Below are 12400 nucleotides of genomic sequence, written 5' to 3' on the forward strand. Positions count from 1 at the left end.
ATCCAAAACTTTGCGATTGTAGTGAAGGGTGGCTCGACTCCTGGGGGAACAGCGGCAAATTTAATTGTTCTACACAACAAACCTTCTCATAGCTAGATGAGAAGGTTTGTTTGTTATTTTTCTTTTTCTTGTATTTCTTCATTGTAGAAATGTACGCCTGTATGGCCGCCACCTTCTGAAACCATTTCATTTGAGGCTATTTTTGTTGGCGCGGTCCCCGCTTCAGTAGCTACTTCAGTTGTTACACGTTCTGCAATTTTATCATCCATATTCACATTAGAAGTATTCAAATAAGATTCAAGTTTGGATTTTGCACTGTTGAACATATCCCATGCTTTGTCACGATTTTCTTTTTTACTTAAATAAGATGCTGCAAATCCTGCTAAACCAGCAAGCACAACACCTGTTCCTTTACGTCCTGCCATAATAAATCCCTCCTAAATATATAGAAACTGGCCTTATACAATAGCTTTTCCCTATTATTTGAGGACTAAACATTATTTTTTACTTGATACAGCATATCAATATGTGGCAAGCTATCGTAAATATACGGTTCTGATATTTGTTGAAAGCCAAAGGAACCATAAAATTTTTTTAAATATTGCTGTGCTTGAATAAAAATTTCAGTACTTGGCCATCGCTCTTCGATAATGTCCACTGCTAATTGAATCATCTCTTTACCAAGTCCAGTGCCTCGCATTTCCTGACTCGTGATGACTCGCCCTATTGATGCCATCTCAAATTTTTCTCCTGGGGGTAATATACGCGAATACGCGCATAATTTTCCATTTTCAACATATGATATATGTATAGAGTTTTGATCATGGTTATCTAAATCCTCATAACATGTTTGTTGTTCAACAATAAAAACATTTACCCGCAGCTGAATAATTTTATACAGTTCTTCCGTCGTTAATTCATCGTACGTCTGTATTTTCCAAGACATTCGCCATCACTCTCCTAGTCATTATTATCACATAATTCGAATATTTTTTCGTAGTTCTACATTATTTTGTAATTATTCATGATTAACACTGACACTATGAGGGAAATAATACAATATTACAAACGATAGGAGGATGTTCTTTATGAAAGATTTAGATTTACTATATGATTGGGTAGACATGGCTTCGTTACTAGGAGGCGCAGGGGCTTTAACATTACTTATTTACGGTATCGTATTTTTATAATGCGTAACATGACAACAATTTATATGAAAACCTAAAAAGCAATCTGCCTTGTAGCTCGAAGCTAGGTAGCAGATTGCTTTCTTTTATTGTTTTACATCATCATAAGCATTAGACTTTTTAAAGGCCGCGACTACATATGAACAAACAGCTTGCATTTGATAATGATGTTCACGTGCATAATCAGCCGCACGGTCTAACAATTTTTTTGCCACACCTTGACCACGAAGCGTATCTGAAACGTAAGTGTGATCCATGACCATTACTTGGCCTTCCTGTCTCCATGTAATTTCCGCTAACTGTTCCCCGTCTTGCTTATAAACAAAAGCTAGTTTGTTTGCCGTTACATTTTGTAATTGGAATTCCATTTCTCACCACTCCTTTTTTTCATAGTACCATAGCTTTTTGCATTTTTACAAAAAAGTAGACAGTGCTTCGTAGTGAATTAAATAAAAAAGCTCTACTGCCACTGAATGCAGAGAGCTTAATGGTTTAATTGAACCACGTTGAAATAGTATCTTTTAAATTGGCAAAGAAATTTTTCACACTCGTCCAGAAGCCTTCATCTTCCATCAATGCGCCAAACTTTTCTTGCAAAGTATTACTAATATCATTTAATTGATCGGACCATTTACTAAAATCAATATCTAGTTTACTAATTTTGTCCATCAGATCTACTAATAGCTGACGATCTTTTTCACTTAAATTAACTTCTAGCTTATCTAACTGTTCTTGGACAATTTTTTCAACATCTTCTCGCGTTTCTGGCTTTACTTCAGCAATTTGCTTTTTAATTTCCGTAAGTAATTCCGCTACCTTCGCATCATCAACTCCAGCAGAATCAGCTAGTTTAGTTGCTACTGATAGTTCTTCATTGGCAACGTCTGTGCGGTCTATATCTAACGTTTCGCCCGTTGTCACTTCATAAGCTTTATAAATACCAACAAGTGCAGAGTGACCTGTTACAGGCTTCGGAGCGGCTACTTGAACCGTTGCATCTTCAATGCCTGCTGTTAACATTGCATTTGCATACATTTCTGAAGTGACTTGTGTAATATTTGATGGTGTTACAATCTCAATTACTAAGCCTTTCCCAGCATCCTTACGCGTAATTTTCGCAGAAGAATACATGCGTGAACTTGCGTTACTATCTTTAATGTATTTAGCTAAGTCATTCCCTGATACTGTTATCTCTTCAACTTCAGGATCTTCATTTACTTTTAACGATTTTTTTACAGATTCTTTTTCATCTTCTGATAGGTTTGCGCCATAGACGACAATTGGTACACCTAATTTTTCATCAATTGCTTTTGGTGGCGTATTGTCTGCCGCAAATCCCGTTGTTGGTGCCAGCACACCAAATACTAGCATTGTAGCTACTAGTATTTTCCCCCATGTTTTCTTCACATTGTGTGACCCCTTTCGCTAGAAAAATCATTGAGCCTGTATAATGTATGTCACTATACAGTTATTAGTACGAAAAAATGACGAGAAGGTTTCAGGCTTAGCTCTCGTCATGTTCTTCGTATTTATAAAAGCTTTACGTTAGATTTCCTCAGTCCAGCCATCTTGTTGTTTTATTTTACCAGCCTTCATAAGGGTACCTAGTGCACGTTTAAATGACGCTTTACTCATATTAAACATTTCTTTAATTTCATCTGGAGATGACTTATCACTAAATGGCATTTTGCCACCAACATCTTGTAAATAGCTTAAAATTTGTTGTGCATCTCCAGTGATACGCTCGTGTTTACGAGGTAATAGAGAACCATTCATCGAGCCATCTTCTTTGACATCAATAATACGTACTTGAACATCTTGTCCAAGACGAGGCTCCGCATAACGTTCTGATTCATGAACGAAAATACGATACGGTTGCTCCACCCCTAATAAAAATGAACCTACTGGTAATAAGCGATATGGACGGGCTGTTATATTTTTATTGTGCATATCTTCAAATGCACCTTCATATAGCTCTGAAATTTTTTCTTCGGTTACTAAACGACCAAATAAATCTCCATTGCGATCTGTTCGTAATGTCATAAATAAATGGTCACCCGGTTCTGGCCATACTTCTTTAATAGCAGGCAGGTCCTCTGCTTTTACAAGTACTTCACGTGAAGTACCAATATCCACATAAGCTCCTTCACGCTCGACAACACGAAGCACACGTGCCCAGCCGTATTCACCTTGCGCAAACGCTGGAATAGCCGTAGTAGCAGCTAAATCACCACGTCGATCCGCAAATAAAAACACTTCAAGACGATCCCCTACAGCTAGTGGTTCTGTGACCTCAGAAGCATTTAATGGCAGTTCCACTACCCCATTTGTTAAGATCCATTTCGATGCTTGTTGCTCTAACACTGTTAAAGTAACAACTTCACCTGATTTTAATTCGTTCATAATGTCTTCCTTTCCTTCATACCATCTTTTTCGCAAAATATATAAGCCCGTATACATTTAACACGGGTAACTATGTGGGACATATAACAACTTCTCTATCGTGGGGAGTTTATACTCGCCCCCGCGGATAACCATATTATCTTATAGATTATGTTGCGTTCTAGATGCTTCTAATTTTTTTGCGATGTCTGGATTTTCTTCCATTACCTGCACAAGATCTGCAATACGATCAATTGAATTCCAACTCAAATGATGCTCAATTCCTTCTACATCATTGTAAATACGCTCTTCATCTACACCAATGATTCGTAAAAATTGCTCTAGCAGTTCATGTCGCTGCACAAGACGTTTTCCAAGCTGTTCTCCTCTTGGCGTCAAAGTAAGCCCACGATATTTTTCATAAACTAAATAACCATCTTTATCTAATTTTTGAACCATCTTAGTAACAGAAGAAGGAAGAACAGATAATGCTTCAGCAATGTCAGACACTCGAGCATAACCTTTATTAACGATTAATAAATAAATTTGTTCGATATGGTCTTCCATACTAGGTGTTGGCATATCTTATTCCCTCTCTTTCCTTTTCTTACTCTCTAGTTTACTACAAGCTTGCCTTAAAAGTTAACTGAAAATACATATCCAAGCTAAACACTTTGTCAAAATATGAAAAGAGCCTACTTCCATATAGAAGTGGGCTCTATCTAATGCCGAGGATACTTATTTACCACATGTAATGCACGAATAATTTCTCTGTTAATCAGCTCGATATTTTCAGGAGTATTCAATGCTTTAAATGCTTCATCTCGCGCTTCCATAGATGTAACGTACTTACTAGGCAAAGCATTTAATGCAAGTGCCACTGTATCCCATTCACAGTTTTGACATTTACAAAATGTTTGATATTCTGGTCCTCGAAGTAGAAAACTTACTAAACCACGCACAATTTCCTCTGTAACATTTACCAAAATAGGTTCTAACATATAAAACTTTCGCCTCATTTATAATGAATTGTTACAATTTACCTCAATTAATAATAGCGTGAATTTTAGCTGTTTTCAAGAATCGCTAGTAGCATCTATACAACTTTCATTAATTAATATTGAAGTGAGTAAATACCCATTCAATAGACCGAAGCAATCCGTTATACCTATTATTTTTTTGTTTTAATAAGCCTTAAAGAATTGAAAACAACAAGTAATGTTGCACCCATATCTGCAAAAATGGCAATCCATAATGTTAACCACCCTGGAATGACAAGTAATAGCGCAATACATTTTAAAGCTAGTGCAAAAATAATATTTTCCTTAATTATTCGTAATGTTTTTCTGCTCAATGCAATGGTATACGGTAATTTCGTCAAATCATCGCCCATTAGTGCAATATCTGCCGTCTCGAGTGCAGCATCTGTACCCGCACCACCCATGGCAATACCTACATTAGCAGAGGCTAATGCCGGCGCATCATTGACACCGTCTCCAACCATGGCAACTGCTCCGTATTTCGTGCGCAATGCTTTAATAGCAGCTAATTTTTCAGCGGGCAGTAATCCTGCTCTCACATCGCTCATTCTTAAAGTTGAGGCAATTGCTTCAGCTGTCGATTTAGCATCTCCTGTTAGCATCACAGTATGCTTTACCTTTAAAGCACTTAACTTTTGCAGAACCTCTTTACTTTCAGCACGTAATTGGTCCGCAATCGCTATGATTCCAATAAAGTGCTCATTTCGAACAGCCGCTACTACTGTCTTACCCTGTAGCTGCAATTTTTGAACCTGTTCGGTCATCCTGTCATCAACCGTAGCTAATGTTGTAATCCATTTCATACTACCGACATAAATCTTTTGTCCATCGACTGTTGCATAAGCACCTTTACCTGTTACGGATTGAAAATCTTTAGGTACAAGTTCTGTCAGCTGTTTTTCGTGTAACGTTTTTAAAATAGCTTTAGCTAATGGATGTTGTGATTGTTTTTCAACTGCAGCCACCAACTGTAACAGTTCTTCTTCCGCTATATCCTCTTGTGAGAAAATATCTGTCACAACAGGTGTTCCTTTTGTTAGTGTCCCTGTTTTATCGAATGCAACAGCATCGATATGACCTAGTTGCTCTAAATGAATACCACCTTTTATGAGGACCCCTTGTCTTGCAGCATTGCCGATGGCGGTTACGATTGCTACTGGTGTAGAAACAACAAGCGCACATGGGCAACCGACAACAAGGACAGCCAATCCTTGATAAATCCAATGTTGCCAATCGCCTACGAATAAAGGTGGGATGATTGCAACAAGTAACGCTACGAGCATAATAATTGGCGTATAATATTTTGCAAAGCGATCGACAAATTGTTGTGATGGTGCCTTTTCTGCTTGCGCTTCTTCAACTAGATGAATAATCTTTGCAATCGTCGTGTCCTCTACACGTTTCGTTACACGGACCTCTAACGCGCCTTCTTCATTCAATGTTCCGGCAAATACTTCATCACCGACTGTTTTATTAACTGGAATTGATTCCCCTGTAATAGCTGCTTGATTGACCGCAGATAACCCAGCGAGCACAATGCCATCCATGGCAATTTTTTGTCCCGGTTTCACTAATAAAATATCGCCGATTTCAATCTGCTCTGTTGCTAACTCCATCTCGTGGAAATGCTCACCATGCGCTCTTTTTATAGTCGCAGTTGGCGGAGCGATATCCATCAACTGTCGAATCGATTGTCGTGCCTTATCCATAGAATACGCTTCAAGGGCTTCACTTACTGCGAATAAAAAGACAACAACAGCCGCTTCTTCCCACTCTCCTATGATGGCAGCACCAATTATTGCGATGGTCATCAGCGTTTTCATATCAAATTCAAAACGTGCAAGATTGCGGAAGCCTGTTTTAAAAATCTTTACCCCGCCAACAATAATTGCAATAATAAACATTCCAATTGATAAAAAATCTTCTTCTCCGCGAACAGATGAGAATAAATAACCAACTAAAACGAATAGTAGCGACACACTAGCTAATATATTCTCTGTTTTCTTATAAAAAGGAATTGCTTTTTCAGTAGCTTTTGTCGCTGATTGTGAAACTTTTATGCCATCAAACGCTCCTGCTTCTTCAATTTGACCGACAGTAACATCCCCGACAATCATTATTTTAGAAGCCCCAAAGTTCACTTGTGCATCTCGAACTTCAGGAATTGCTCTAACATTTTTTTCGAATTTAGCTGCACAACTCGCACAGGATAAGTTTTGCAGACGATACTCTTGCTTACTTGGTGTCACTGCCATTGGCAATCCCTTCTTTCGCATGTTCATAGGCAATCGTTACAATTTGATATACATGCTCGTCGGCTAAAGCGTAATACATTTGCTTTCCCTTACGATGCGATTTCGCTAAACTATGGTCTTTTAAATAACGTAAATGATGGGATGCTGTCGCTACAGATGAACCAATGATTGTCGCAACATCACACACACACAATTCATCCTCTACTGTTAAGGCATACGCTATTTTGAGTCTTGTTTCATCAGATAATGCCTTTAAAAATTTGGCGACACCTGATAAGTCTGGCATTTGCTGCTGTACTCTCGTGACCGCTTGTTCATTAACATGGGTCACATCGCATACTTCTTTCGTCAATTCCTCACCTCATTCAAATGTTCATTTGATTGTTTTTAATATAACATAATATTCCATCATATTCAAACAGGCATTTGAATGTATAGGATGACTATCACGCAAGTACAATAAATTGTTTGACTAACCAAGTAAAAATCCACGTAGACTCCTGCGGCTTACGTCGTGCCCGCGGAAAGCGCAGTGGATTTTTACGATTTAGGAGCACATATTATGCTAGCTACGTGCCTGGCACTCAAAATAGCACTCAAAATAAAAATCAGCGCATAAAACATGCGCTGATTTTTATTTTATTGTGCTTGTAATATTACTGTCTTGCCTTTAATCGCATCTTTTTGAACAAAGGTTTCATGATAGTTACCGTTTGCCCAGTCCATTACTTGATCCTGATACCAATCTGATTTGACATGACCGCTTTGACCAGGTCCAACAATATGGTAGGCTGAGCTTAAATCCCCTACATCCGCAACAAACCGCCATGATGCCCCGTGGTTAACGTTGCCTGCCAAATCATTATCAGCAGCCTGCACCGTCACTTTGGAGCCACCAATCGGCACTTTCTTCGCATTAAAGTATGCGGCAAGTATCGGTGAAGCACTACCTAATGAATGATCAAACGTTAGTTGATGGAAGTCACCCCATTGCCATTTCGATACCGTTTTCCCGAACTGATCTTGAATTTGTGCCACAGTGCGCTCAAACGCCTTATAGACAGCGGCATCTACACCACCTTGCTCATCCATCCAAATACTTGTCTCGCCAGCATATGTTTTACGCAATAGCTGATCCGTAATATTAAACTTGCCATACATCATGTTATACATATCTTCTGGCATTTGCTCTTTAAACAACACTTCTTGTAATTGCAGCATTAACGTATGGAATACTAATGGGGCTCCTAACTCTTTAGCATCAACCATGTTCCAATCCTCTAACAATGCAATCACTTCTGAATACTTTTTATCCTTATCCATCGATTTAATAGACGTTAATAAATCCGGCAAAAACTCTCGTGCATATAAATTATGTTGATCCATTTGGAGATTCATCATATCTTCAACCGTTAAGGAATCATTTGCTTCTAGCACTTCCTTAATCCGTTCAAAGCGGTAAGGTTGCGCCCAAAAATCCGTAATATGATATGGATATTCTGCACCTATCACTTCATTATTTGCTGTTGCAATAAAGCCTTCTTCTGGATTGACAACAGTCGGTAACTCATCCCAAGGAATAAAACCTTCCCAGCCATAGTCACTTGAATCACCAGGTACCGGCAATTGCCCATCTCCTTGTTTGCGTAACGGAATTTGGCCGTTCGCTTTATAAGCGATCGTGCCATCTTTTGATGCAAAGACAAAGTTTTGCGCCGGTGCTTTAAAATCTTCTAAAGCCCGCTCAAAGTCATCCCACGATTTTGATTTATTAAAACCAAGCACTGCCCGTAATTCAGTAGTTGGTTGCAGTGCTGTCCACTGCATTGAAAACTCCGCAGAGGGCTCCGTTTCCTTAAATACTAAATCGGTCATAATTGGACCATGCTTTGTGACGATAACCTCAAAATCTACCGTTTCAGCATCCTTTACCTTTATCGGTTCTTTTCGCACCTCTGCTTGTTCCCACTCACCGTCATAACGGAATTGTGTAGGATTATCTGGATTTGGAATTTCAATATATAAATCCTGTACATCAGGGCCTACATTCGTTACACCCCATGCAATTTCCTCGTTATGGCCTAAAATTATGCCCGGAATTCCTGCAAATATAACACCACTTACATTTTGTTCTGGTGATTGCAAATGCATTTGATACCAAATTGATGGTGTACTTAATCCTAAGTGCGGATCATCTGCTAAAATCGGCTTACCTGACTTTGTTTTGTCACCAGATACAACCCAGTTATTGCTGCCATTAAATTCGTTTGGTAATAGCTCCGTATTAAATTGCCCTGCAACAGACACAGGATTATTTTTATTTGCTTCAATAATCGATGAAGCATTTTCAGGATATGTAATAAACAATTCCTTCGCCTTTTCTTCATCGAAGTTTTGTAAAGCCCAATGACGGAAAGCTAGTGTATTCCAATTGCCACCTAAATCGTAGGCCATATATTTGCCGATTGTTAAAGAGTCTACAATCGTCCATTGTTCTGGTTCGTAACCTAGTAATGCAAATTCATAGCTTAATGTATTCGTACTCTTCGCTTGGTCAATAAAAGCATTGACGCCCTCCGCAAACCATTCAAGCACTTGCTTGCTATCAGCATCATAAGCTGCTAATGATTTTTCAGCCGCATTGCGGAGACTAAAGGTACGAAAATGCTTATCAGTATTGATTGTCGCCTCCCCAATAATTTCAGACAAACGACCACTCGCCTGCCTCCGAGCTAAATCCATTTGAAACAGTCGATCTTGTGCCTGCACAAAGCCTTGTGCACGATATAAATCCGCATCTGTCTCAGCAAATATATGCGGCACCCCTTTGTCATCCCTTGTCACCGTTACATCTTTGTCGAGAATACTAACAGCTAACTCCCCATCAATAATCGGTTTTGATTTATTCATAAACCACGTAAAAACAATAACTGCTGTTATGGCTATTACAGCTAACACCCCAGCGCTTGCCAATAACCACTTTTTCCATTTAAACTTTCTCAACTTACAACCCCCTCTTTAAGAATATATTCTTGATTTAGCTGTCCAAATCCTTTTTCGGTGCCAGGCACTCACACAATTCTGAATTCTTACAGGGGCACACTTATAAAAAAAATCCACGACGTCTTCTGCTTAGAATGCTCAAAGTAAGAAGCGTAGTGGATTTTTCAAATTGTGTAAGTGCCAGGCACTCACACAATTCTCACACAATTTATACATTTAGTTGTAGTTCAATCGGACAGTGATCACTACCCATTATTTGCGGATGGATGGTAGCCACATCAATTTGCTCCTTTAATCGCTCAGACACAATGAAATAATCAATGCGCCATCCGATATTGCGTTCACGCACTTTATTCATATACGACCACCATGTGAAATGATCCGTCTCATCCGGATGCTTGTAGCGGAAAGAATCTACAAAGCCGCTTGCTAATAAATCAGACATTTTAGCACGTTCTTCATATGTAAAACCAGAATTACCAATATTCGATTTGGCATTTTTCAAATCAATTTCAGTATGGGCTACATTCAAATCCCCACAATAAATAACTGGTTTTTTGGCGTCTAGCTCTTTTAAATACAATGCTAATCGATCCTCCCAGTCTAATCGAAAAGATAATCTCGCTAAATCACGTTGCGCATTCGGTGTATAAACATTTACTACGTAAAAATTGTCGTATTCTAATGTAATGATTCGTCCCTCGTCCTGCGAGTCATCCTCGCCAACACCGTAGTGCACGGAAAGTGGGGTATGCTTTGTAAAAATGGCTGTACCTGAATATCCCTTCTTCAGCGCGTAATTCCAATATTGCTCATAGCCTTCTAATGCAAGCTCAACCTGCCCAGCTTGGCATTTCGTTTCCTGAACGCAGAAGAAATCTGCATCTACACTATTAAAAAAATCTAAAAAACCTTTCCCTACACAAGCCCGTATACCATTAACATTCCATGATATAAACTTCATTTGCTCACACTCCTCAAAAAAACGCCCTTCGCCAATAGCGAAGAGCGGCATTGTTTTTATAGGTCGTCACCGACAATTTTCACTTCTGTTTCCAAATCGATATCAAACTTTTCCTTTACTACTCGTTGTACCATTTGGATTGTTGCAATATAGTCAGTAGCCGTTGCATTTCCTTTATTGACAATAAAGCCTGCATGCTTTGTGGAAACTTCTGCACCACCGACTCCCTTACCTTGTAGACCGCTATCTTGAATAAGCTTGCCTGCAAAGTGTCCAGGCGGGCGTTTAAAAACACTACCTGCCGAAGGATACTCTAATGGTTGCTTCGATTCACGTTGAAACGTTAAATCAGCAATTTTTGCATCTATTTCTTCCTGCACGCCTTGAGCTAATTGAAATTCAGAAGAGAGTACATAGTAACCTTTCTTCGCAATGCTGCTTTGACGATAACCTAATTCAAGCTCTTCTTTTGATAAAATTAAAATATTTCCTTCTTTCGTTAACACTTTAGAAGAAATAATAATATCCTTTATTTCACCACCATAAGCTCCTGCATTCATCGCCATCGCTCCACCAATGGAGCCTGGGATACCACACGCAAACTCAAAACCGGTTAGAGATGCAGCTGCGGCTAGTTTTGATACGTCTTTAATTAGTGCTCCGCTTTGTGCATAGACATGATCACCATTGATATGAATTTCATCTAAATGAGCAAATGTCACCACAATCCCGCGCATGCCTCCATCACGGACAACCATGTTTGAGCCATTCCCTAACATTAATAAGGGAATATTATTTAAATGTGCATAGCGAATAACTGCAATTGCCTCTTCCTCTGTTTCTGGGAGAACAAATACATCTGCTTTACCACCTAATTTTGTCATTGTATATTGTTGTAAAGATTCATCTAGCTTAATATTGGCCGGATTTATATGTTGTGCCAAATCCACAGCCCATTGTTCTTTTGTCATGAGAGCTAATTCCTTTCTAACGTCCTTCTTACTCTACACTAGTATGGATTTAGAACCTCGATTTGACAAGTAAAATGAAGGGTATTTTTCGCGCATTAACGGGCAGTATATTGTCCCCTTTAGTTATAGCATGCAATTTGCGGAACATTTAGGACTTAATAACTGCCCGATATGTTCAACATATTATCTATGAAAGATAGAGCTTCCACTTAATAGTTCTCATATAATAGCGCATTGACAATTTAACTGTTCAATTGTTACAACCAGTTAGTTGCCCAAGACTCAATATTGCGAATAGCGCTTTCCAATGCTCGACCTTTATCCGTTAAAGAATATTCTACTCGCACGGGCACCTCGGAATATACTTTTCGTTCAACAAGCCCTTCTTTTTCAAGCTCCTTTAAACGTTCAGATAATAAACGACCACTTACAGGCAATGCTGATTCAATCTCATTAAAGCGCTGTGATCCGTCTAATAGCTGATATAAAATTAGCCCAGTCCAGCGTTTTCCAATTAAGTCCATTGCCTTAGCTAAACGAGGACATAAAGTTGTCTCATTCATATTTTTCACCTCTTATGTATTCTATTGTAACGACT

The 12400-nt window shown here is 38.9% G+C and carries 13 protein-coding genes; all 13 read right to left on the reverse strand.

The features are described from left to right. Positions 1-113: 113 nt before the first annotated feature. Complete coding sequence (locus ACKVEV_RS14915; RefSeq protein WP_409367133.1) at positions 114-425, reverse strand: hypothetical protein; 312 nt, start codon at positions 423-425, stop codon at positions 114-116. Positions 426-490: 65 nt separating this feature from the next. Beyond that, positions 491-946, reverse strand: coding sequence for a GNAT family N-acetyltransferase (locus ACKVEV_RS14920; protein ID WP_409367134.1), 456 nt, complete (start codon positions 944-946; stop codon positions 491-493). A gap of 327 nt (positions 947-1273) precedes the next feature. Continuing rightward, positions 1274-1555, reverse strand: coding sequence for a GNAT family N-acetyltransferase (locus ACKVEV_RS14925; protein WP_409367135.1), 282 nt, complete (start codon positions 1553-1555; stop codon positions 1274-1276). 124 nt (positions 1556-1679) lie between these two features. Next, positions 1680-2594 (reverse strand): DUF1002 domain-containing protein, encoded by a 915-nt coding sequence (locus ACKVEV_RS14930; RefSeq protein ID WP_409367136.1) that lies wholly within the window; start codon positions 2592-2594, stop codon positions 1680-1682. A gap of 138 nt (positions 2595-2732) precedes the next feature. After that, the gene (locus ACKVEV_RS14935) at positions 2733-3590 is read right to left on the reverse strand and encodes a S1 RNA-binding domain-containing protein (RefSeq protein WP_409367137.1); all 858 of its coding nucleotides are present in this window, start codon (positions 3588-3590) and stop codon (positions 2733-2735) included. Positions 3591-3731: 141 nt separating this feature from the next. After that, positions 3732-4151, reverse strand: coding sequence for a transcriptional regulator MntR (gene mntR / locus ACKVEV_RS14940; RefSeq protein ID WP_409367138.1), 420 nt, complete (start codon positions 4149-4151; stop codon positions 3732-3734). Between the two features lie 140 nt (positions 4152-4291). Then, complete coding sequence (locus tag ACKVEV_RS14945; RefSeq protein WP_409367139.1) at positions 4292-4570, reverse strand: late competence development ComFB family protein; 279 nt, start codon at positions 4568-4570, stop codon at positions 4292-4294. A 170-nt stretch (positions 4571-4740) separates the two neighbouring features. After that, positions 4741-6864 carry a heavy metal translocating P-type ATPase gene (locus tag ACKVEV_RS14950; protein WP_409367140.1) on the reverse strand — a complete coding sequence of 708 codons (2124 nt, stop codon included), beginning with the start codon at positions 6862-6864 and terminating at the stop codon, positions 4741-4743. Then, positions 6845-7216 (reverse strand): ArsR/SmtB family transcription factor, encoded by a 372-nt coding sequence (locus tag ACKVEV_RS14955; protein ID WP_409367141.1) that lies wholly within the window; start codon positions 7214-7216, stop codon positions 6845-6847. The genes ACKVEV_RS14950 and ACKVEV_RS14955 overlap by 20 nt, the downstream gene beginning before the upstream one ends. Before the next feature lie 287 nt (positions 7217-7503). Next, positions 7504-9867, reverse strand: coding sequence for a penicillin acylase family protein (locus tag ACKVEV_RS14960; RefSeq protein ID WP_409367142.1), 2364 nt, complete (start codon positions 9865-9867; stop codon positions 7504-7506). A 208-nt stretch (positions 9868-10075) separates the two neighbouring features. Next, on the reverse strand, positions 10076-10831 hold the full coding sequence (locus ACKVEV_RS14965; RefSeq protein ID WP_409367143.1) for an exodeoxyribonuclease III: 756 nt from the start codon (positions 10829-10831) through the stop codon (positions 10076-10078). A gap of 56 nt (positions 10832-10887) precedes the next feature. Continuing rightward, positions 10888-11802, reverse strand: coding sequence for a UDP-N-acetylmuramate dehydrogenase (murB, locus tag ACKVEV_RS14970; RefSeq protein WP_409367144.1), 915 nt, complete (start codon positions 11800-11802; stop codon positions 10888-10890). A 257-nt stretch (positions 11803-12059) separates the two neighbouring features. Next, positions 12060-12365: a winged helix-turn-helix transcriptional regulator gene (locus ACKVEV_RS14975; protein WP_409367145.1), complete on the reverse strand. Its 306-nt coding sequence runs from the start codon at positions 12363-12365 to the stop codon at positions 12060-12062. Positions 12366-12400: the final 35 nt, after the last annotated feature.

This window comes from Lysinibacillus sp. 38-6 (assembly GCF_046245175.1).
Classification (GTDB): domain Bacteria; phylum Bacillota; class Bacilli; order Bacillales_A; family Planococcaceae; genus Lysinibacillus.

Bases quoted from the DNA above. Each gene is read 5' to 3' on its own strand.
- mntR (WP_409367138.1), bottom strand. From the start codon at position 4,151: ATGCCAACACCTAGTATGGAAGACCATATCGAACAAATTTATTTATTA.
- ACKVEV_RS14945 (WP_409367139.1), bottom strand. From the start codon at position 4,570: ATGTTAGAACCTATTTTGGTAAATGTTACAGAGGAAATTGTGCGTGGT.
- ACKVEV_RS14950 (WP_409367140.1), bottom strand. From the start codon at position 6,864: ATGGCAGTGACACCAAGTAAGCAAGAGTATCGTCTGCAAAACTTATCC.
- murB (WP_409367144.1), bottom strand. From the start codon at position 11,802: ATGACAAAAGAACAATGGGCTGTGGATTTGGCACAACATATAAATCCG.
- ACKVEV_RS14965 (WP_409367143.1), bottom strand. From the start codon at position 10,831: ATGAAGTTTATATCATGGAATGTTAATGGTATACGGGCTTGTGTAGGG.
- ACKVEV_RS14925 (WP_409367135.1), bottom strand. From the start codon at position 1,555: ATGGAATTCCAATTACAAAATGTAACGGCAAACAAACTAGCTTTTGTT.
- ACKVEV_RS14935 (WP_409367137.1), bottom strand. From the start codon at position 3,590: ATGAACGAATTAAAATCAGGTGAAGTTGTTACTTTAACAGTGTTAGAG.
- ACKVEV_RS14915 (WP_409367133.1), bottom strand. From the start codon at position 425: ATGGCAGGACGTAAAGGAACAGGTGTTGTGCTTGCTGGTTTAGCAGGA.
- ACKVEV_RS14920 (WP_409367134.1), bottom strand. From the start codon at position 946: ATGTCTTGGAAAATACAGACGTACGATGAATTAACGACGGAAGAACTG.
- ACKVEV_RS14975 (WP_409367145.1), bottom strand. From the start codon at position 12,365: ATGAATGAGACAACTTTATGTCCTCGTTTAGCTAAGGCAATGGACTTA.